Below are 20,244 nucleotides of genomic sequence, written 5' to 3'. Positions count from 1 at the left end.
ACCGCCCCGGCATTGGCGCAATCACCTTCCACCACCGCCGCACTACAGGAGCGCACCATGAACGAAGTCAACATCAACATCGCCAAGACCTATATCAAGGCAGTACAAACTGGCGACCAAGCAACACTGGGCAGCATCATTTCGCCCGACGTGATCTGGCACCAGCCAGGCAAGAACCGGTTTTCCGGTACGCATCGGGGCATGGCGAATGTTGGTCCGGGCTGGGAACCATGATGGAGGTCTCGAACGGCACGTTCGCGATCACCCGTGCCGAGCACTACATGGCCAGCGGGGATTGGGTCGCCATCACCGTGGAGTTCGCTGGCGAGGCCAACGGCATCAAGCTCAGGCAACCTGGCGTAGACCTCATCCGCATTGACGACGGCAAGATCGTCGAAGTCCGTCTGTTTTCCAGCGATCAAGCACAAGAAGACGCGTTCTGGGGGCGATGACCGAAAGGCGATGCTGGAGGTCGGACTCGGCCCGGTGCCCGAGAGCGATGTGCTGCAGCGCCGGACATGCGGTGGCACAGGAAGCGGACGTTGAGGCGCAATTGATCGGCTGCGTAAAGCCATTGCAGCCCGCAAATGTTTCGAGCGAATAGGCTGACGGTACGGTCCGCATCGACGCTCTGGTGCGAGCCGATGGCAGGATGTCGGACACCAAAATCATGAAGTCGAGCGGCATTCGCCTGATTGACCGCTCATCGGCCTAATCCTTAGTTGCGACTATTCACCGGCACGACGGAATGGGCAAGCACAGCCTGGATGGATCACCTTGCAGTACGCGTGGGTACTCGACCCGCCGGCGAATCCTGGCGCCGCAGCGCAGCTGCGCATTTCGATAACGCAGTTGTCTCGCGCAGCAAGCCCCATATCAACGCCAGGCAACAGCGCAAGTGATGTTCGTTAAGGCACGTTACGCAAAACGTTGCGGCGTCCGGACGTTGCATTTTTCCCAGTACGACCACCTCATCGTTGTAACGCGGCGGGCGCCAACCTTACGGTAATTGACCTGGGCGCCCTACCCTTCAAAATGCTAAGCATGACGGTCTCTCTGATTTCCTCAGTGGCCCAATTTGGTATTAATTTCCTCCAGCTTGGTATGCATATATCCGATTATTGGTGTTATATTGGTATACCGATCTTGCACATAAAACATCGGAATTGTCGCGTAAACCAATTCCGCCATCACCGCGCGGGCACGGAGGGACGCGCGGCACACGGATCGACCTGGTTTATCTCCGGCACGCAAGTGCCCCGACAATTTGATATGGAGCCTCAATTGAACAGAACAATCATCAACAGCCTGATCATCAGCGTACTGGGCGGGTCGCTGGCCGCGTGCGGCGGCGGCGGCGGCGACGGCAATACGTCCACTGGCACCCAGTCATCCCAAAGCAAGATGTTGGCGGCAACGAGCGTCTGTAACGCAGCGTGGAACAGCGCCACCGTCTATGATGGCGGCAAATCGGCCAGCTACGGGGGGATCAACTACACGGCCGCGTATTGGACGCAGGGCGACAATCCATCGACCAACAGCGGGGCCGCTGGAAGTGGCAAGCCATGGACGGTGAGTGGCTCGTGCGGCACCACGCCGACTCCGACCCCGACGCCAACGCCGACACCCACGCCGACCCCGACACCGACGCCGACACCCACCCCGACACCGGCCTGTTCATCCCAGACCTGGAGCGCAGGAGTGAACTACAGCGTGGGCACCGTCGTGAAGTACCCGGCTAACGGCAATTTCTACAAGGTCGTCAATAGCGGCACCAACGGCTCCGACGGTACTGATCCCACCATTAGCACCTGGTATTGGCAGCAAACTAATTGTGACAGCACGACGCCAACTCCGACGCCGACTCCCGACCCGGGAGGTAGTTTTGCCGGCCTGTCAAAAGCTCAGTTCGAAGCATGGTTCCCCAGCCGCAATTCGTTCTACCAATACGCCGACTTCGTCGCTGCAGCAGCCTACTATCCAAGCTTTGCCAAGTCGGGCAACGCTACCCTGAACAAGCAGGAAGTGGCCGCCTTCTTCGCCAACCTGCAGCACGAGTCGGACAACCTGAAGGCAGTCAGGGAATACAACACCGCCAACTGGCCCTCGTACTGCGACGTGAACTGGGTACGCGTCACCTGCAAGAGCACCAACATGGTCGACCAGTACTTCGGTCGCGGCCCGATCCAGATCAGCTGGACCTCGAACTACCGCAGTCTGGGCAACGCCATGGGCCTGGGCGAGCAACTGGTGAACAATCCGGAACTGTTGGCCACCAACGCCACCATCGCCTGGAGAAGTGCGGTCTGGTACTGGATGACCCAACCGGGCCGCGCCGGCAGGTCGGCGCATGACTCGATGGTGGGCGGATACGGTTTCGGCCAGACCATCAATGCCATCAACGGCAATCGCGAATGCGCAGGCGGCACCGAGTACCAGGGGCCGGCACAGATGCAGACCCGGGTGAATTACTACACGACCTTCTCCCAGAACTTGGGCGTACCCACCGGTCCCAATCTGACTTGCTGATAGGCACGGGCTGAAGCTCGGGCCTGAAACGTAAAAGGCGGCATCGATATCCTGATACCGCCTTTTTCCTGGCCAATGAACACCTCGACCTCGCCGCCCGTGCCGGCCAGCAGTTCGCCCAAAGCATCGATCAGCGAATCGATTCTGCCAATGATTGCCTCGCGCCGGGCTTCATCGAACGGCTGCGTCAATGCCCACGCACGCAAGGTCAGCAATTCCATCGTCACCGCGGGAAAGTCTTTGCCCTCGACCGGGCATCCGGCCTGGAAAAGCGGCAGCCAGACCGCCGCTGTCGCGTCCGCTCCGGGCATCCAGTCGCGCCGATACACCTCTTCCACGGCGATAGCGACGGTGAACCACTGCCACCATGGCTCGGTATCGGGCCGCGTGACGACGAGTGCAACCGTCATGCGCTCAGTTGAACGGGTTGTCCACCTCGCCCACGGCAGGTGGCGGCAGCTCGGCGGGCAAGGTCATCGCTTCAAGCTTGGCGACGATCTCGCCCAGCACTTCCTGCAGCCGGCGCGCGTGCGCCAGCCCGATTTTATCGGCGGTCAGATCCACATCGCCGCTGAGCGTAATCCGGTCGAGCCGGTTTTCGATCATCAGCTTGCCGACTGACACCACATCGGCTTCGTTGGCGTACGGTACAAAACTCTGCTTCTTGCTGCTCATTGCGTCTCCCTTGAAGTTCAAAACGGCCAGCGGCGCGATTTCTTTTGTTTCGGTTGCGGCAAGTCCAGCATCGCGGACTTTTGCCGGCCGCTCAGCGACGGCAGCAAATTGATGCCGATCTTTTCTTCCAGCTCGGCGATGGTCATCACGTCCAGCTCGTCCGTCGAACGGTTTTCCACCAGCCACGCCGCGCCCGCCTTCTGGCTCGGACTATACACGGCCTTGTACAAATGGCTCGGCACAAGCACGTTGCCCACCTTTTTCAAACGCCCGCCGATGAAGGCCGGGCCGGTGATCACATACAGGGTGCCTTCCTTCCTGACCATGTCGCGCACCCGGCCTTCGAGTCCGGCCCACAGATGGCGGTTGTTGTCGGCATCTTGCGGCACCATGTTCGCCAGCGTGAAACTCTCGTGCTGGGTGCGCCGGTCCGGCATGTTGCCGTTGGGTGCCATATGGCCGCGGTCGAAGCCGCTGCGGGCGTAGTCGGACAATTCGGCCCGCTGCGACGGCGCCAGGCGTTCCTCGGCGTGGAAGGAATCGTCGCGCGAGAGCTTCTTGGCCAGTTTCAGGTTTTCCGGACGCAAGCGTTCGGCCGACCACAGCGGCGTGCGCGTGATCCCGGAATGCATGACGCCGAACACGCCGTAGCAAAGTTCGGTGGTCGCTTTCGCCAGTTTGGGATTGCGGATTTCGGGCAGGCGCCCGTCGACGTAATGTGCGGGACAGCCGCCGGCAAATGCGCTGCCGGCTGCCAGCATCGTCCATCCGAGGACGAGACCGGCCAGTGTTTTCTGAATCATGTTTTCCAAATTGAAATGATGAGCGACGCATTCTAGCGGAGCGCGCCCGCCATGCGAAGCAGTCGTTCACCTAATCTGGCCACGCTGTCACGCAGGATGTCCGGCGTGCGCACCTCGAACTCGAACGGCATCCCCGCCAGGTGCCCGGCGAACCAGTCGGGATGGTCGGTGCTGCAGCGCAGGAGCACGCCTTCGTCGATCTGCTCGAACACGCCGAGGGCGTCGAAGAAATGCGCGCTGGCTGTTTTCAGGTCGGTGCGCAGCAGCACCTCGACCGCATGCGCGCGCGGCATCGTTGCCATCGAGCGGGCCAGGTAGCCGAGCGCGTCGAAACCGGACGGGCGCGCGAACGAGGCCGGACGCGGCTCGGCCTTCACGATGCGGTCGAGCCGGAACGAGCGCATCTCGGCGCGCAGGTGGCACATGCCGATCACGTACCAGCAGCCGGCGCGAAACGCCAGCCCGTAGGCATCGAAGCCGCGCTCGGTCTCGCTGCCGTCGGGCGCGCGGTAGCGCAGGTGCACGCGCTGCTGCGCCAGCGCGGCCGAACTGAGCGTGACGAGGGCGTCGTTGTCGGTCGGGACCACGGTGCGCATCATGTCCAGGCGCACGGTTTCATCGATGGCGCGCACGCGCTGCTTGAGGTTGGCCGGCATGATGCGTTCGAGCTTGGCCTGGGCGCTGGAGACTGCCGGCGCGGCCTCGGCAAAGCCCAGGCTGCGCGCGGCCAGCAGGCCGATCGCCAGGGCCAGCGCTTCGTCGTTGGTGAACATCATCGGCGGCAGCTTGAAGCCGGCCATCAGCGCATAGCCGCCGTGGCGCCCGCGCTCGGTGGTGATGGGGATGCCCATCTCTTCCAGGGTGACGATGTAGCGGCGCAAGGTGCGCGTATCGACGGCCAGGCGCGCCGACATCTCGGCGCCGCTCAGGCGGCCATGGGTTTGCAGCAGTTCGAGCACTGCCAGCACGCGGGTGGTGGGATGGTACATGGTGCAACGATATCAGATTAATAGGGCGAATTCTGTCCTGTTTTGAATTTACGCTGTCGCTTGTCGATGTTTCATCAACAAGAAAGAGAGCACAACATGACGAGCCCACACCAGAACGACCATTTCCCCGTGATTGAACTGCGCCGCTACACGATGGCGCCGGGCGCGCGCGCCGACGTCGCGCGCCATTTCGACGACACGCTGGCGCACGCCTTCCAGCACCTGGGCGGCATGGCGTTCGGCCATTTTTGCGAACGCGGCCGGCCGGACGGTTTCGCCTGGCTGCGCGGCTTTCGCACGCGGGAGGCGTGCGCCAGGATCGGCCGCGCCTTCGACGAGCAGGCGCACCCCGCCAACGTGTTCATCCACGCCGGAGTCCTGTTGCTCAAGCCGCTCCACCCGGATACCGGCATCGCGCCATTGCCCATGGGCGGCGACGCGCAAGGCATCGTCGTCGCCCAGCTTTTCCATGTGGCGCCAGGGCGGATGGATGCCTGCGAACGCGCCGCCGAGCGCTGTTTCGCCGCTTACCATGGCCGCGGCGTGATCGAAGCGGGCATCCTGACCACAATCGGCGAGCGCGCCGCGGGAGCGGCCCTGGTCTGGCTCGGCATCCTGAGCGACGACGACGCGCTGGCCGCCCTGCGCCCCGCGTTCGACGCCGCCGCCGGCGAACTCGCCAGGGCCGGCCTGCTGGCCGCGCCGCCGGAGCTGCTGGTGCTCGACCCCGGCCGCCGCTCGCGCCTGCGCTGGGTCAGCGCCGCCAGCGTCACCGCGCCCGCCCGGTCCGCCACGATGGCGGCGGCATGAACGAGGCCACCAACCTCTGGCTGTACTTCGTGGTGGTGTTCGGCATCATCGCCCTGCCCGGCCTGGACATGGCGTTTGTCATGGGCAGCGCGCTGCTGGGCGGACGGCGCGCCGGGCTGGCCGCCGTGGCCGGCATCGTCAGCGGCGGCTTTTGCCATCTGGCCATGGGCGCGCTGGGGGCGGCCGCGGTGCTGGCGCTGTGGCCTGCCCTGTTCAACGCGATGCTGGGCGTGGGCGCGCTGTACACGGCATGGATCGGCCTGAGCTTCCTGCGCAGCAGCGCGCAGGGGACCGCGCGCCTGCCGGGCGCGGCCTGCACCACCGGCGCAACCTTCCGCCGCGCACTCGGCACCAGCCTGCTTAACCCGAAAGCCTACCTGTTCATGCTGGCCATCTTTCCCCAGTTCCTCCATCCCGGCCCGCAACCGCTGTGGGCCCAGTCGGCGGTGCTGGGCGCGATCACGGCGCTGACCCAAGCGGGGGTGTATGGCGCCCTCGCCTTGCTCAGCGGCGGTGCCGGCGGCTGGCTGGAACGGCGGCCCGCCGCCGCCCTGCTGCTGGCGCGCACCATGGGCCTGCTGCTGATTGGTGTTGCCGCATTGACCGCGTTCCAGCTGGTGCGCAAGCTGCCGCCAGCCGAGACCGGTGGCATGGGAGGCAAAATTGCAACAAAAATGATGCTTACTTGATAAGCAAAATCGACTAGAATACGCATTTTGGACCGCGTTGGCTCAGCTTGGCGCAATGGATTCTTTCACATCATGGTGCCCCAACCGATTCCCGAAGAGCTGCGTCGCTTCGTACTGACCAGCATTGCCTCCGTGCCCCACCTGGAGGCGCTGCTGCTATTGCGCTCCGGCGCGCAGCAGGACTGGACCACACAGGTGGTGGCCGAGCGGCTCTACATTGGCGACAAACTGGCCGCCGCACTGCTCGCGGACCTGTCGCGCGCCGGCATGACCGTCACCTTGCGTCGCGCCGGCAGCGAGCCGGTATTCCGCTACCAGCCCGCCACGGCGGCGCTGGGCCAGGTCATCGACGCGCTGGCGGACCTGTACGCGCGCCGCCTGGTCGACGTCACCCATCTGATTCACTCCAAACTCGATCGCAAGGCACAGCAGTTTGCCGATGCGTTTACATGGCGAAAGGAATCGTAATGGCTGCGGCAATCTACGGTCTTTGCATGTGTACCTCGCTCGCCTGCGCCTGGCTGCTGCTGGCCAGCTACGCGCGCACCGGTCACCGCCTGCTGTTCTGGAGCGGCCTGTGTTTCAGCGGCATGACCCTCAACAACCTGATTCTGATCCTCGACAAGCTGGTTCTCCCTCACATGGATTTGCTCACGCTGCGCCTGGTCACGGCGCTGATCTCGGTGTCCCTGCTGCTGTACGGCCTGATATACGAAAAGGAGTAAGCGATGGATTTGATGCTGGCCGGGGCCGGTGCCATGGGCTCGATCGTGATCGGCCTGTTTTTCCTGCGTTTCTGGCGCAGTTCGGGCGACCGTTTTTTCCTGTATTTCGCGCTTTCTTTCCTGATCGAAGGCGGCCACCGCATCTACGCCAGCCTCACGCCGGGGATGAGCGAAGACTCGCCCTTCCACTTCCTGCTGCGGCTGCTTTCCTACTGCCTGATCCTGTGGGCGATCGTTGCCAAGAACTGGCGGCGTTCCGAGCCCGGCAAATAAGGCGATGCCGGCGGCGGATTGAACTTTCGGCGGTGGCGATCATCCAATCGGAAGATCGCTTACAAAGGAGGCATGATGCCAGCCAACCCAACCGGCCAGCAAACGACGGCGGCGCCGTCCGCTGCCCCTGACCCGGCCGGTGCGAACGAGGCTGCCGCCCCGCCACGTTCCCCCTCGCTGCTGCCGACGAATGGCGACGATCCCGATGGCCGCTTCGCGGTCGCCGAAGAAGTCAGCCTCGACCAGCAATCGGACAGCGCGCGCCAGATCGGCGCCTCGCCGCCGGATCCGGCGCCCGGGACCGATGTGGCTGGTGCCGTGGCCGGAACGCTGGCGCCGGCCGATGAGCAAGCACCCGCGGCAAAGGCCGGTAGCGGGTCGTGAGCAGCACGCCCTGCCGGCGGCGGCGTCACCCGGCCGTGACTGCGCCGGCATGCGCAGCCCCGGTGGGCTGGCCGCCACTTCGTGATCATTCGCACGATCAAGGCGAACGCTTGGGTGCCGGTCGATATCCATTGGCTCTTTCGACGCAGAACGGCCGCTTGCAGATGTCGTGGAAGGTCTGCCGCCAACCCGCGGCGGACCGCGCTTGCCCTGGCGATCGCCTCGTTACAATTGGTGAGCCTGAGCGCTTCATCTTTTCATATACTCATCAGTTTTGAGGCGAGCGATCCAATGAAATTTTTCCCGGCCGCAAGCGGCTTTGCCATTGCCATGGTCCTGTCTACCGCGCTGCCCGCGCACGCCAACGCCCCTGCGGAAAGCCGGCAGCAGATCGAACGCATCGTCGAGAAGTTCCGTGTGGCGGTCGTCAACAAAGACAAGGACAGCTTCATGAAGCTGTTCCTGCGCGAGGATATCACCTGGGTCGCTTCTTTCGACGACGCCAGCCTGGAACGGATCATGGCGCGCCGGACCGACAAGTCGCTGCCGCGACCGAAGAAGATCTTCGGCGGCTCGCCGCGTGAATTCATCGAAGACATTGCCAAGTCAGCAGGTCCGCTCGAGGAAACCTTCGACAATGTGCGCATCGACGCCGACACCGACGTGGCCCAGGTCTGGTTCGACTACAGTTTCAAGGCAGGCAACTACCGCGAGAACTGGGGCAAGGAGGCTTGGCACCTGGTGCGCACCGATGACGGCTGGAAGATCGCCTCGGTGATCTGGTCGATGAAGCTCAATCCGGAACCACCGCCATCGGCCGGCATCAAATAAGCCTGTTCTGTTGCCTGGACTCATCGCCGCGTGGGGGCGCGTTCAGGCAAGTCCGTCTTTCCCATGCCGAGCGCGTCAGTGCCGGTCAATCTGATGGCTGGCTCTTGGCTTTTGCAATAGCGAACGCCATCGGACGATGCCGTCTCGCCACAGAAGGCAGCGTTCGATTGACTTTCGTTGTACAACGCCCTACATTGTCCAATTGTTCATCACGTCCACAACGCCAGCAATGCCAACATCACCCGTTCCCCCACAGTACATCCTCAAGGGACGGGCTCTCCGATGAGAGCGGGCAATGACGCCAGCATCCTGCTGATTGCTCAGCAACATGCTGTCAATTCCGCAATCGATCATCTTATTAGCGAGCTCGGCGAAACTGTCCTGCGCATCGGCCCGTCGGACGTGCCCGATCATCGCCCCACTCCCGCGCTCGCGCTGATCCTCGTCGACGCCAGCGCGGATGGCGCCGGCGCCGCCGCGCTCACACGCCAGCTCCGCGCCGCGTCCGGCCTGGCCGCACTGCCCGTGATGGTCCTGGCGCCGGAAAACGATCCGGCCTTTTCCGTCGCCGAGACGTATGCGGCCGGGGCCATCGATGTCCTGCCCTGCCCCGTGCCGAGCGTGGCCCTCAAGGCGAAACTGCGCTTTTTCATCGACGCGCATCACACGGCGGCAAAGCAACGCCACAGCGAAACCGACCTGCGCGACACCCGCGCCCGCCTCGACATCACCCTGGCCGCCGCCGAGCTGGCCACCTGGACCTGGGACGTCTCGGCCAACCGCGTGACCGCCGACGCCGCCATGGCGCGCCTGTTCAACCTGTCGCCCGAGGTGGCCGCCGGCGGGCCGGTGCAGCACTACCTGAACGCGCTCCACCCCGATGACCTGGCCCACACCACGGCCCACATCAACGCCGCCCTCGCCAGCGGCGAACCGTACGATGTCGAATACCGCGTGCGCGGCGCCGACGGCCAGTATCACAACGTGATTGCGCGCGGACAGATCGTGCCAGGCATGGGTGCCGGCCAGCACCTGCGCGGCGTGGTCATCGACATCACGCGCCAGAAACGGGCCGAGCAACAGCTCGGCGCCAGCGAAGAGCGCTACCGCACCCTGTTCGATTCGATCGACACCGGCGTATGCATCATCGAGATGCTGTTCGAGGGCGACAGCCCGGTCGACTACCGCTTCATGGAGACCAATCCGGCCTTCGTCGGACATACCGGCCTGACCGATGCGGTCGGCAAGACGATGCTCGAGATGGTGCCTGGGCACGACCGCCACTGGTTTTCGATCTACGGCCAGGTCGCCACGAGCGGCACGCCAGTGCGCTTTATCAACGAGGCGCGCGCCATGCGGCGCTGGTTCGACGTGTACGCCACGCGCGTCGGCGGTCCCGGCAGCCGCCAGGTCGCGGTCATGTTTACCGATATCAGCGCGCGCGTCGCGGCCGACGCCGAGCTGCGCCGGCTGGCGGCCGACCTGTCCGAGGCCGACCGCCGCAAGACCGAGTTCCTGGCCACCCTGGCGCACGAATTGCGCAATCCCCTCGCGCCCATCCGCAGCGGGCTGCAGGTGATGCGCCGCAGCGGCGGCGACGCTGCCGTGGCCGCGCGCATGCAGGACATCATGGACCGCCAGCTCGGCCACATGGTGGCGCTGGTGGACGACCTGCTCGACGTGGCGCGCATCACGCGCGGCCGGATCGACCTCAAGCCAGAATGGACCAGCGTGCAGCAACTGGTCGCCGGCGCCATCGAAACCAGCCGCCCATTGATCGATGGCAAGGCGCACCACTTGCAGGTGCTGGTGCCGGAGCAGCCGCTGGCGCTGTATGCCGATCCGACCCGGATCCGCCAGATCCTCAGCAACCTGCTCAACAATGCGGCCAAGTACACCGCGCAGGGAGGACGCATCACGCTGGCGGCGCGCCAGGCCGGCGCCGACGTGCTGATCTCGGTGACCGACAACGGCATCGGCATCGCGCCCGATGATCTGGCGGGCGTGTTCGACCTGTTCAGCCAGATCGGGCGCGCCGACCCTCAGTGCGGCGGGCTCGGCATCGGCCTGTCGCTGGTGCGCAGCCTGGCCGAGCAGCACGGCGGCAGTGTCGCCGCGGCCAGTGGCGGGCTCGGTCAGGGCAGCGTGTTCAGCGTGCGCCTGCCGCTGGCGCCCCCTGGCGCGGCGCCCCCGCTGCCGGATCACCTGAAAGAGACCGGGCCCGCCATGGCGAACGGCGCGCCCCTTCGCATCCTGGTGGTGGACGATAATGTGGACGCGGCCTCCACCCTGGCCGAACTGCTGACGCTGATCGGGCACGCGGCCGAGGTCGCCAATGACGGGGCCGGTGCGCTGGCCTTGGCGGCCGCGCGCCGTCCGCAGGTGATGTTCCTCGATATCGGCATGCCCGGGATGGATGGGTTCGAACTGGCGCGCGCCCTGCGCGCCGACGACCGTCACGACGACGCGCTGCTGGTGGCGCTGACCGGCTGGGGCAGCAGCGCCGACCGCGAGCGCACCCGCGCCGCCGGCTTCGACCTGCATCTGACCAAGCCGGTGGACCTGGCCTCGGTGGCCGACTTGCTGTCGAACCACGCGCGCCGCCACGACACGGCCTGAGCCGTTACCGTTACCAGTCGAGCGTGAGCAGCAGCTTGCCCATGCGCGGCCAGCACAGGCGCGCAACGTCGCGCCGGTCGGCCCAGCGGAAGGCGTCCGTTTCCGGGGTCGGCTCGCCGCTGACCGGATGCGGAAAGAAACTGGTGCACGCCAGGTGCGTCAGGCTGGTCAGCTCCGCCCCCGCGCGCACGCGAAACAGGTGCAGCCGCTTGTCGCTGCGGTAGGCGAACCCGCCCAGGTCTTCAAACCGCTCCGGTGCGAAAGCGATGCCGGCTTCTTCCTGCAGTTCGCGGATGGCGGCTTCAAGCTCGGTTTCTCCCGGGTCTTGCATGCCTTTCGGAATGTCCCAGCTCGCGGTATTGGTGACGTGGCACAGCAGCAGCTGCCCGGCCGGGTTGACCACCAGTGTGCCGCACGAGACGGTCTGCACGCGTGTCACGACCGCCGCCGCGCCGGCGCGCCGGGCAATGCGTGCGCGGGATGAATGATGGGCACGCGCATGTTCACTGGAATTCCTTTCGTCGACGTCGTAGCGCGGGCATGATGCACCTTTGGCATGCGAATTGTCAAATTGGTACGGGCGCTGCGGCCGTGGCGATCGTGGCCGCGGCCAGCACGCTGTTGAGCGCGGCGATATCGACCGGCTTGGTCAGATGGCGGTCGAAGCCGGCCTGCTGCGACATGATGACATCGGCGCGCGCCCCCCAGCCGGTCAGCGCCACCAGCAGCATGCCGTCCAGCGCCGGCGTGGCGCGGATCGCGCGCGCCAGCTGGTGCCCGCTCATGCCGGGCAGGCCGATGTCGAGGAAGGCCAGGTGCGGCTTGCAGCGCGACGCCAGCACCAGCCCCTGTTCGCCGTCGGCGGCCACGTCGGTGCTGTGGCCGAGCGCCTGCAGCAGGGCCGCCAGGCTGTTGCCGGCATCGACGTTATCGTCCACCACCAGCACGCGCAGGGCGGCCGGCGCGGCGCCGGCGCAGGGCACGGGGGCCGGCGGCAGCACGCCGCTGCGCAGCGGCAGGCGCACCGTGAAGGTGCTGCCCAGGTCGCGACCGTTGCTGGCGGCGCTGACGCTGCCTCCGTGCAGTTCAACCAGGCGGCGCACCAGCGACAGGCCGATGCCCAATCCGCCCTGCGAACGGTCGAGATTGCGCCCGACCTGGGTGAACATGTCGAACAGGGTACCCATGTCTTCCTGCGAAATGCCGACGCCGCTGTCGTGCACCGACAGGATGGCGTCGTCGCACTCGCGCACGGCGCGCAGCACGATGCGCCCGCCGGCCGGCGTGTATTTGGCGGCGTTGTTGAGCAGGTTGCTCAGCACCTGCACGATGCGGGTGACGTCCACGTCCAGCGGCAAGGCTTCGTCGGCCACCTCGACGCTCAAGGTGTGGCCGCCCGCGTTCAGGGCCGCCATGCTGGTTTCGATCGCCATCGCCACCAGGGTGGCGACGTCGCTGGCCTCGCGCTTGAGCTCGATCTTGCCGCGCGTGATGCGCGCCACGTCCAGCAGATCGTTGACCAGATGAATCAGATGGCCCAGCTGGCGGTCCATCATCTCGTGCACCTTGTTCATGCTCTGGGGCGGGGCCGACGACATGCGGATCAGGTCCAGGCCGGTGCGGATCGGCGCCAGCGGATTGCGCAGCTCGTGCGCCAGGGTGGCCAGGAACTCGGATTTGCGCCGGTCGGCCTCGGCCAGGTCGGCCGCCACCAGGCGCAGGTCGTTTTCGGCCTGTTTCTGGGCCGTGATGTCGCGCGTGATCGAGGCCAGGGCGATATTGTGGCCCTCGTCGTCGCACACGGCGAAACCCTTGTAGTACACCGGCAGGGTGGCGTCGTTTTCAAAATTACGCATGCGCAACTCGCCTTCCCAGCGCCCCGCCGGGCCGCGCACGGCCGGCAGCACCACCTGTTCGACGAAGGCGCGGCACTCGGCAGCGAAAAAGTCGCTGATGCCGTATTCGCCGACCGAGGCATCGGGCGCCAGGCCGGCCAGGCGGCGCCCGGCCGGATTGACGTAGCTGGTGCGCGCGTCCGAGCCGGCAATGCCGATGAAGTCGGACGACTGCGCCGCCACCGCCGCCAGGCGCCGCATGCCTTCCTCGGCGCGCTGGGAGCGCTGGCGCGACTCGCCCAGCTGCTGTTCGGATGCTTCGAGCTGCTCGGCGGCCAGGCGTTCGGCGGTGGCGTCGCGGAAGATCTTGGCGTAGCCGCGCAGGCGTTCGGACTCGTCGCGCAGCGGCACCATCACGCCATCGGCGAAAAAACGCGTGCCGTCGCGCCGCACGTGCCAGCGCTTGTCGTCGGCGCGGCCGGTCTCGCGCGCCATGCGCATTTCGTGTTCCGGCACGCCGGCGGCGCGGTCTTCGGGCGTGAAAATGACGGCGCTCGGCTCGCCGCACGCCTTGGCCGCGAACCAGCCCGTGATGGTTTCGGCGCCGCCCTCCCATTCGGTGACGATGCCATCGGTATCGGTGCCGATGAAGGCATAATCGCGGGTGTTATCGAGAATCATGCGGATGCGCTCGTCGCGCGTGCGCAGCGCTTCCAGATGGCTGGCCTGGGCATGCAGGGCGATTTCGGCGGTCTTGCGGTACAGGTCGATGAACACCGCCACCTTGGCGCGCAGGATCACCGGGCTGACCGGCTTGGTCAGGTAGTCGACCGCGCCCAGCGCGTATGCCTGTTCGACGTGGCACGGATCGTCGCCGGCGGCAGTGAGGAAGATGATCGGCAGCGTGCGCGCGCGCGGATGGCTGCGGATCAGGGCGGCCGCCTCGAACCCGCTCATGGTCGGCATGTGCACATCCATGAGCACCACGGCAAACTCGCGGCTGAGCAGTTCACGCAGGGCCAGTTCGCCCGAGGTGACGCTCACCAGCACCTCGTCCAGATCGGCCAGCACGGCTTCGAGCACGGTCAGGTTGGCGCGCTGGTCGTCCACCAGCAGGATGCTGATCTTGTCCTTCGGCTTGGCCTCGGGCTTGCTCTCTGGCTGGCTGTTCTGGTCGATCATGGGGTGTCCGATGTGCCTCGTGGCGGTCGCCCAGGGTCAAGCTGGCAATGTAGGCCGACGATGAATAAAAGTCAATTGTGTAGCATATAAAAAATTTTCAAAACCCGGGAACTTGTGGCGGCCACATCTATCTAAGCTTTTTTGCACCTTTTAAAGGTGGGGGTATCGCATGTCCGAACGATTCCTGGCATCCGCATTGCCGCAGCATGAAGCCGCCGAGCTCTACCGCCTGATGGTGGTCGGGATCCGCGACGTGGCGGTATTCCTGATGGATCCGCACGGATATATTACCGTATGGAACCGAGGTGCTCAAGATATGAAGGGCTACACGGCCGACGACGCCATCGGCAGCCATTTGTCGCTCTTGTATACAGACCAGGACCGCGAACACGGCTGGCCCCAGCATAACCTGGCCAAGGCGGCCGAGCTGGGGTTTTATAGCGAGGAAACCTGGCGCAAGCGCAAGGACGGCAGCCTGTTCTGGGCCCACATCGCCCTCACCGCGCTGCGCGGCGATGACGGGCAACTGCTGGGCTTTTCCAAGATCACCATGGACTTGACCCGCCACCGGCTGCTGGAACAGTGCGAAAAGGAAAAACAGGAGATCGACCTGATCCTGCGCGCGGCCCAGGCCGGCACCTGGAAGTGGAAGGTCGACAGCGGCCAGGTCGAGGTATCGCGCCACCTGCTCGAACTGCTCGGCTACGAGGGCGAAGCGCGCGAGCTCGACTTCGATGCCTGCCTGGAGTTCGTGCACCCCGACGACCGCGCCCGCTTTCGCACCTTGCTGGAAAACACCCGGCTTGATCCCTGCCTTGCCCCCATCGAAACCGAGCTGCGCTTCCTGCGCCACGATGGCGCCTGCCAGTGGTTCTTTCTGCGCGCCAACTGGCACCGCGGCATCGAAGATGGCCCGATGCAGTTCCTCGGCGCCTGCGTGGGCATCGACAACCTCAAGCTGGCCGAAGAGGAGAAAGAGGGTCTGCTGTCGCAACTGCGCCAGGAACGCTCGCGCTTCGCCGACATCCTGGAACAAATGCCATCGGGCATTGTGCTGGCTGACGTCCCGTCCGGCCGGCTGACCTACCAGAACCGGGCCGCGGCCGGCATGTTGGGGCGCGATTTTTCCGGCATCAACAGTTTCCATGACTATGACAACTATGCCTTCGTCGACGCCAGCGGCGCCCGCATCCGGGCCGAAGACTTGCCGCTGACGCGCGCCGTAACCGGACAGGACAGTCCGCGCATCCAGAACCTGATGTATGAGCGCGATGACGGCGAACGCCTGCACCTGGACGTTACCACCGCCGCCATCGTCGACAGCGACGGCGTGGCGCGGGTGGCCATCGCCGTGTTGCACGACGTCAGCAAGCTGAAACACACGGAACTGACGGCGGCCGCCGAGAAGGAACGCGCCCTGGTGACCCTGGCCGCGATCACCGACGGCGTGATCACGGCCGACCGTAACGGCGTCATCATGTCGGTCAACCCCGCCGCCGAGCGCATGATCGGCATCGCGGAAGCGGCCGCGCGCGGCTTGCGCTTTCGCGACGTGCTGCAGATCGAGGAAGTCGCCGCCAGCGACGCCACCTTTGCCGCGATCGAGCGCTGCCTGGGCGAGCACCTGACTACCGACACCCTGCCGCATGCCACCCTGATCAGCCGGGACGGCCAGCGTTTCGCGGTCGAGAACGCCGTGGCGCCGGTGATCCTCGATGACGGCGAGCTGATCGGCACGGTACTGATCATCCACGATGTCACCGAATCGAAGCGCCTGCTGCGCCGGCTTGGCTTCGAAGCCAGCCATGACGCGCTCACCGGCCTGGTCAACCGGCGCGAGTTCGAGCTGCGCCTCGAACGCGCCATCGAACGCGCGCAACACCCGGGCGGGGCCTGTGCCGCCCTGCTCTACATGGACCTGGACCAGTTCAAGGTGGTCAACGATACCTGCGGGCACCAGGCCGGGGACGACCTGCTCAAGCGCCTGGCCACCACTTACAGCGAGCACGTGCGCGAACGCGACACCCTGGCGCGCATCGGCGGCGACGAATTCGCGCTCATCGTCGAACATTGCGGCGTCGATGAAGCGATGGCGGTGGCGCAAAAGATCCTCGACGCCACCCGCACCTTCCGCTACGTCTGCAAGGGCCGCGTATTCCAGCTCGGCGTCTCGATCGGCCTGACCCCGATCGACGCCGGCACCATCAATGTCGAGGAAGCCATGCGGCGCGCCGACCACGCCTGCTACCTCGCCAAGGACCGCGGGCGCAACCGCATCTATGTGCACTACAAGGGCGACCTCGACTTTGCCCAGCGGCGCAGCGACATGCACTGGGTCACGCGCCTGACGCACGCCTTCCAGAACGACCAGCTGCAGCTGTACTACCAGCCGATCCTCCCGCTCGACGATGGCGATGCCCCGCGCCACTATGAAATCCTGCTGCGCATGCGCAATGGCCGCAACGGGCCGATCGGGCCGTCCGTGTTCCTGCCGGCCGCCGAGCGCTACGACGTGATCGTCAAGATCGACCGCTGGGTGCTGACGCGCACCCTCGAATGGCTTGCCGGCAATCCGGAGCATATGGAGGCGCTGGAAACGTGCAGCATCAACCTGTCGCGCCGCTCCCTGGGCGACCCCAGTTTTCACAAGTTCGCGGCGGACCTGATCGACGCTTCCGACGTGCCGGCCGACAAACTGTGTTTCGAGATCACGGAAAATGGCGCAATTGCCGATATGCAAAAGACGATTGCCTTCATCGAAGCCTTCGCGGCGCGCGGCTGCCGCTTTTCGCTGGACGATTTCGGCACCGGCATGACCTCGTTTTCCTACCTCAAGCAGCTACCGGTAAACTACATCAAGATTGATGGCTCGTTCATCCAGATGATGTCGTCCAGCCAGGTCGATTTTGAAATGGTGCGCTTTACCAACGATATCAGCCACATGATGGGGCGCAAGACGATTGCCGAGTACGTGACCGATTCGTCCATCCTGGCCAGCCTGAAGGCGATCGGGGTCGATTTCGCGCAGGGGTACTGGGTTGGAAAGCCGCGTCCGCTTACCCCCTGAGCTGGCGCCGCCAGGCCCTTATTTTATTTATTCTCGTTGAGAATTTTTTACAGCAGTAACATTCCAGGGCAACGATTTGTGGACAGGGGGCGATGCAGCGTGTAGTCTTTTATGCCACGTAGCCCTGTTCCATTGCTTCATGCCAGCTGCGCAATCCGCGTTGCGCACCCGCTGGGGGCATTGGTCGAGGGCCCTGCGCGTCATCAGTGCAACGCAATGAGGGGAGCTATGGCCGTTTTCGCGCGCAGTCACGCTGCAAGGCAACAGGATGCTACCGCTGCCAAGGTTCCATCCCCGGCCAAGGCGGGCGCACTGGTCGATCAGCGCCCTGCCGCGGTAGCGCAACGGCAGTTTGCGGATCTCATTTCGCAAAGCCCAAGGATGGCGGCGCAGCTTGCGCAACAGGCAATGATCCGTGGTGGAACCGCGCAGCGGCTGGAAAAAGCGGCATCCCCACGCGGCGAAACAGGACCGACGGGCTTTGTGCAGAGAGCGGCCCAACCGGCACCCAATCGCACCGGCCTGCCAGACCAGCTCAAGGCTGGCATCGAAACGCTGTCGGGCATGCGGATGGATGGGGTGCGCGTGCACTACAACTCCGGAAAAGCGGCCCAACTCAACGCGCACGCCTATGCCCAGGGAACGGACATTCACATCGGCCCGGGCCAGGAACGGCATCTGCCCCATGAAGCCTGGCATGTGGTGCAGCAGGCGCAGGGACGGGTAAAGCCGACGATGCAGATGCACGGCGGTGTGCTCGTGAACGACGACAAGGCCCACGAACACGAGGCCGACGTGATGGGCGCGAAGGCGGCGCAGTTGCAATCCACGGGTGCGGACGCCGGACCACGCAATGTCCAGTCAGGAACGGCCATCACGGCAGCGACCGGCGCGGTGGCGCAGCGGTTCAGTGACGACGAGTCGGATGAAGAGGATGAAGAGCCGTCGAACCGGTCGAACAAGGACGAGTCGTCCGACGAGCAATCCATGGACGTGGAGCCGCACGGTGAGTTGTCGGAAGATGAATCCGTGGAAGAACCGACGTATGGTGAGTCGTCGGACGAGCAATCCATGGAAGACCAGTCAAACGATGAGTCCCTGGCTGCGGAAACATACACAGTGCGCTCGGACCAGAAAGCCAGGCGCGTCTATACCACGGTAGGCAAGACCAAGCGGCGGCGGACGGGCGCGCTGGCAGACATCAGCAAGGAGGGCGACAACGATTATTCGTACGCGCAAATGTCGAAGGCCTTGCATGCTGCGCTTGAACGACATGATGGCAAACAAGACGCAATCGACGGGGCGGTGCGCTCCGGCACCGAGATACCATTGCGCGATGGGCAGGTCCCGCTCGACCCCGGGCTTGACCAGGACCTGCAACTGATCCCGTTTCACATGTCGATGTTTCAGAATTTCCATACACCGCCCAACCTGGTGAGCAAAAAGCGGCTGAACGAAAATGCGTGGCGCCAGAAAGAACTGGACAACACGAAGAAGTGGATGGCATTGCCGAAAGGCGCAGGCTTGACGCGCATGTTACCCCAGCTGCCGGAAGGAGCTGACTCGATGAAGAGGCTGCGGCATATCTATCCCGGCCCGATTGACATCGGCTTTCCTCCGAATGAGAAAAAAACCTTGTTCACCTACCCGCAAAACAAGGCGATTTTTTTACTTAACAAAAAGATGCTCCTCGATGCTCACCTTGCGGAGCAAGAAGAAGAAAAGCGCACTGCTGGAGCGAAGCGTGGAACCAAGCGTACGCGGTCGGGCCGACGTATCCTGACCGACTCGTTCATGAAGACGATCGCCGAGCAGGAAGGCAGTACGGCAACGGACACGGATCGATATCTGCGCAAGGCGCTTCGCATGAAGCGCAGTGACGGCGACGAATCGCTCGACGAAGCGTCGTCGTCCGACAGCGAGGACGATACTGGGTTGATACATAGCGAACAGGACAGCTTGAGCACTCGGGAGCGCAAGCGCAAGACGTTCCTGAACACGCTTGGCCTGGAAATAAAAATACTGAACCGCAAAATATTGATGGACCTGGAACGGCTGCATGAGGCAAAGGAGAACGACGATGCCCGCGAACGGAAGGCTGCACGGCACGCCTTACGCAAGCATGAAAGATTGTTGGGAATGCTGGAGGGGCGTCATGGTTTGCTGAGGAAACACCTTCATGGCCCATTCCGGAAAACAGCCAAGGACTTCGACACTTTCAACAAAAAGAAGAAATTGGTCGCCAGTGTCGAGCCGAAGCGGGAACGGGCGAAGACCCGGGTCCGGCGCTACGACGAAGCGTTGCAGGACTTCGAGGAGTCGCCTCATGGAAAAGCCATGCCATTGGACGGTCTCGGCAAGAAAAAGTTTGAGAATCTGGTGACGAACAAAAATCTTCCAACCGGAAAGAAGCAGAAAACCGTTGAGGGGCTGGCGCAGCACTATGGAGGTTCGCTGCAATATGGCGATTCCGACGGGAACAACTGTTTGATCTTCGCGATCGCGAACGCGGTGGGCAGGAAGATAACAAGAGCACAGGCGGCGCTGATACGAGACTCCCTGGTACAGGCCAACCTCGCCGGTGTCGACAGCGAGGGATATCTGCCGGCGACCACGCGCGTGGTCGACATCATTACGCAGCATGTGCTGGGGGAGCTCTATCCGGACGGCGGCGCGCCCGCCGTCACGGTGCACATCGACACTGTCTTGCCGGGCATCGCGCCGGTTGTCGTCGGCAACGGCGGCGCGGACGTGTATGTGATTCACAACGGGAATCACTATTGGTGGGTCAAGCGTGGCTGACGACGTAACGGCCAGATGATACTGACGGCGC

19 protein-coding genes and 1 pseudogene are annotated in these 20,244 nt (G+C 64.3%); 14 read left to right on the top strand and 6 right to left on the bottom strand.

Translation table 11 applies throughout. The features are described from left to right. Window positions 1-57: 57 nt before the first annotated feature. The 4 genes and pseudogenes from CR152_RS34335 (at window position 58) to CR152_RS23120 (ending at window position 2,529) form a co-directional block, all read left to right on the top strand. Complete coding sequence (locus CR152_RS34335) at window positions 58-234, top strand: nuclear transport factor 2 family protein (protein ID WP_229413531.1); 177 nt, start codon at window positions 58-60, stop codon at window positions 232-234. Beyond that, window positions 231-452 carry a nuclear transport factor 2 family protein gene (locus CR152_RS34330; protein WP_229413530.1) on the top strand — a complete coding sequence of 74 codons (222 nt, stop codon included), beginning with the start codon at window positions 231-233 and terminating at the stop codon, window positions 450-452. The genes CR152_RS34335 and CR152_RS34330 overlap by 4 nt, the downstream gene beginning before the upstream one ends. Window positions 453-619: 167 nt before the next feature. Then, window positions 620-715: pseudogene (locus CR152_RS35075) on the top strand (energy transducer TonB); the annotation flags it as partial. A 569-nt stretch (window positions 716-1,284) separates the two neighbouring features. After that, a complete protein-coding gene (locus CR152_RS23120) occupies window positions 1,285-2,529 on the top strand; it encodes a glycoside hydrolase family 19 protein (protein ID WP_167399943.1) in 1,245 nt (414 codons plus the stop codon). On the opposite strand, the gene CR152_RS23115 is transcribed toward CR152_RS23120, so the two are convergent. The 4 genes from CR152_RS23115 to CR152_RS23100 are packed head-to-tail and all read right to left on the bottom strand — an operon-like array spanning window position 2,472 to window position 4,996. Beyond that, the gene (locus CR152_RS23115) at window positions 2,472-2,939 is read right to left on the bottom strand and encodes a hypothetical protein (protein WP_099878899.1); all 468 of its coding nucleotides are present in this window, start codon (window positions 2,937-2,939) and stop codon (window positions 2,472-2,474) included. The genes CR152_RS23120 and CR152_RS23115 overlap by 58 nt on opposite strands. Window positions 2,940-2,943: 4 nt before the next feature. Continuing rightward, a complete protein-coding gene (locus tag CR152_RS23110; protein ID WP_099878897.1) occupies window positions 2,944-3,204 on the bottom strand; it encodes a hypothetical protein in 261 nt (86 codons plus the stop codon). Window positions 3,205-3,221: 17 nt separating this feature from the next. Then, window positions 3,222-4,007: a DNA/RNA non-specific endonuclease gene (locus tag CR152_RS23105; RefSeq protein ID WP_099882680.1), complete on the bottom strand. Its 786-nt coding sequence runs from the start codon at window positions 4,005-4,007 to the stop codon at window positions 3,222-3,224. Between the two features lie 32 nt (window positions 4,008-4,039). Continuing rightward, window positions 4,040-4,996 (bottom strand): helix-turn-helix transcriptional regulator, encoded by a 957-nt coding sequence (locus tag CR152_RS23100; RefSeq protein ID WP_099878895.1) that lies wholly within the window; start codon window positions 4,994-4,996, stop codon window positions 4,040-4,042. A gap of 96 nt (window positions 4,997-5,092) precedes the next feature. Between CR152_RS23100 and CR152_RS23095 the strand changes: the two genes are divergently transcribed. The 8 genes from CR152_RS23095 to CR152_RS23060 all read left to right on the top strand — a co-directional run bounded on the left by CR152_RS23095 (window position 5,093) and on the right by CR152_RS23060 (window position 11,327). After that, complete coding sequence (locus CR152_RS23095) at window positions 5,093-5,806, top strand: hypothetical protein (RefSeq protein ID WP_099878893.1); 714 nt, start codon at window positions 5,093-5,095, stop codon at window positions 5,804-5,806. Beyond that, complete coding sequence (locus CR152_RS23090) at window positions 5,803-6,495, top strand: LysE family translocator (protein WP_099878891.1); 693 nt, start codon at window positions 5,803-5,805, stop codon at window positions 6,493-6,495. Before CR152_RS23095 ends, CR152_RS23090 begins: the two co-directional genes overlap by 4 nt. Window positions 6,496-6,567: 72 nt before the next feature. Next, window positions 6,568-6,963, top strand: coding sequence for a hypothetical protein (locus tag CR152_RS23085; protein ID WP_099878889.1), 396 nt, complete (start codon window positions 6,568-6,570; stop codon window positions 6,961-6,963). Next, complete coding sequence (locus CR152_RS23080; protein ID WP_099878887.1) at window positions 6,963-7,220, top strand: DUF5985 family protein; 258 nt, start codon at window positions 6,963-6,965, stop codon at window positions 7,218-7,220. Before CR152_RS23085 ends, CR152_RS23080 begins: the two co-directional genes overlap by 1 nt. Before the next feature lie 3 nt (window positions 7,221-7,223). Beyond that, window positions 7,224-7,493: a DUF5985 family protein gene (locus CR152_RS23075; protein WP_099878885.1), complete on the top strand. Its 270-nt coding sequence runs from the start codon at window positions 7,224-7,226 to the stop codon at window positions 7,491-7,493. Between the two features lie 72 nt (window positions 7,494-7,565). Beyond that, complete coding sequence (locus CR152_RS23070) at window positions 7,566-7,877, top strand: hypothetical protein (protein WP_099878883.1); 312 nt, start codon at window positions 7,566-7,568, stop codon at window positions 7,875-7,877. 81 nt (window positions 7,878-7,958) lie between these two features. Continuing rightward, window positions 7,959-8,708, top strand: coding sequence for a YybH family protein (locus CR152_RS23065; protein ID WP_208640181.1), 750 nt, complete (start codon window positions 7,959-7,961; stop codon window positions 8,706-8,708). Window positions 8,709-8,990: 282 nt separating this feature from the next. Then, on the top strand, window positions 8,991-11,327 hold the full coding sequence (locus CR152_RS23060) for an ATP-binding protein (protein ID WP_099878879.1): 2,337 nt from the start codon (window positions 8,991-8,993) through the stop codon (window positions 11,325-11,327). A gap of 10 nt (window positions 11,328-11,337) precedes the next feature. Here the strand turns inward: CR152_RS23060 and CR152_RS23055 are convergent, their stop codons facing one another. Together CR152_RS23055 and CR152_RS23050 are read right to left on the bottom strand one after the other, a co-directional pair. Continuing rightward, window positions 11,338-11,766, bottom strand: coding sequence for an NUDIX hydrolase (locus tag CR152_RS23055; RefSeq protein WP_157778679.1), 429 nt, complete (start codon window positions 11,764-11,766; stop codon window positions 11,338-11,340). Between the two features lie 127 nt (window positions 11,767-11,893). After that, the gene (locus CR152_RS23050) at window positions 11,894-14,344 is read right to left on the bottom strand and encodes a response regulator (RefSeq protein ID WP_099878876.1); all 2,451 of its coding nucleotides are present in this window, start codon (window positions 14,342-14,344) and stop codon (window positions 11,894-11,896) included. A gap of 169 nt (window positions 14,345-14,513) precedes the next feature. On the opposite strand from CR152_RS23050, the gene CR152_RS23045 reads away from it, so the two are divergent. Then, window positions 14,514-17,411 carry a bifunctional diguanylate cyclase/phosphodiesterase gene (locus CR152_RS23045; protein ID WP_099878874.1) on the top strand — a complete coding sequence of 966 codons (2,898 nt, stop codon included), beginning with the start codon at window positions 14,514-14,516 and terminating at the stop codon, window positions 17,409-17,411. Window positions 17,412-17,639: 228 nt separating this feature from the next. Then, window positions 17,640-20,213 carry an eCIS core domain-containing protein gene (locus CR152_RS23040; protein ID WP_229413528.1) on the top strand — a complete coding sequence of 858 codons (2,574 nt, stop codon included), beginning with the start codon at window positions 17,640-17,642 and terminating at the stop codon, window positions 20,211-20,213. The last annotated feature ends 31 nt before the right edge of the window (window positions 20,214-20,244 follow it).

Source organism: Massilia violaceinigra (assembly GCF_002752675.1).
Lineage (GTDB): Bacteria > Pseudomonadota > Gammaproteobacteria > Burkholderiales > Burkholderiaceae_D > Telluria_A > Telluria_A violaceinigra.
Note: the sequence above shows the minus strand (reverse complement) of the source record. Positions and strands in the feature narration are given on the sequence as shown.

Excerpts from the sequence above, each read along its gene's own strand:
- CR152_RS34335 (WP_229413531.1), top strand. The coding sequence starts at position 58 with ATGAACGAAGTCAACATCAACATCGCCAAGACCTATATCAAGGCAGTA.
- CR152_RS34330 (WP_229413530.1), top strand. The coding sequence starts at position 231 with ATGATGGAGGTCTCGAACGGCACGTTCGCGATCACCCGTGCCGAGCAC.
- CR152_RS23115 (WP_099878899.1), bottom strand. The coding sequence starts at position 2,939 with ATGACGGTTGCACTCGTCGTCACGCGGCCCGATACCGAGCCATGGTGG.
- CR152_RS23110 (WP_099878897.1), bottom strand. The coding sequence starts at position 3,204 with ATGAGCAGCAAGAAGCAGAGTTTTGTACCGTACGCCAACGAAGCCGAT.
- CR152_RS23105 (WP_099882680.1), bottom strand. The coding sequence starts at position 4,007 with ATGATTCAGAAAACACTGGCCGGTCTCGTCCTCGGATGGACGATGCTG.
- CR152_RS23100 (WP_099878895.1), bottom strand. The coding sequence starts at position 4,996 with ATGTACCATCCCACCACCCGCGTGCTGGCAGTGCTCGAACTGCTGCAA.
- CR152_RS23095 (WP_099878893.1), top strand. The coding sequence starts at position 5,093 with ATGACGAGCCCACACCAGAACGACCATTTCCCCGTGATTGAACTGCGC.
- CR152_RS23090 (WP_099878891.1), top strand. The coding sequence starts at position 5,803 with ATGAACGAGGCCACCAACCTCTGGCTGTACTTCGTGGTGGTGTTCGGC.
- CR152_RS23085 (WP_099878889.1), top strand. The coding sequence starts at position 6,568 with ATGGTGCCCCAACCGATTCCCGAAGAGCTGCGTCGCTTCGTACTGACC.
- CR152_RS23080 (WP_099878887.1), top strand. The coding sequence starts at position 6,963 with ATGGCTGCGGCAATCTACGGTCTTTGCATGTGTACCTCGCTCGCCTGC.
- CR152_RS23075 (WP_099878885.1), top strand. The coding sequence starts at position 7,224 with ATGGATTTGATGCTGGCCGGGGCCGGTGCCATGGGCTCGATCGTGATC.
- CR152_RS23070 (WP_099878883.1), top strand. The coding sequence starts at position 7,566 with ATGATGCCAGCCAACCCAACCGGCCAGCAAACGACGGCGGCGCCGTCC.
- CR152_RS23060 (WP_099878879.1), top strand. The coding sequence starts at position 8,991 with ATGAGAGCGGGCAATGACGCCAGCATCCTGCTGATTGCTCAGCAACAT.
- CR152_RS23050 (WP_099878876.1), bottom strand. The coding sequence starts at position 14,344 with ATGATCGACCAGAACAGCCAGCCAGAGAGCAAGCCCGAGGCCAAGCCG.
- CR152_RS23045 (WP_099878874.1), top strand. The coding sequence starts at position 14,514 with ATGTCCGAACGATTCCTGGCATCCGCATTGCCGCAGCATGAAGCCGCC.
- CR152_RS23040 (WP_229413528.1), top strand. The coding sequence starts at position 17,640 with ATGGCCGTTTTCGCGCGCAGTCACGCTGCAAGGCAACAGGATGCTACC.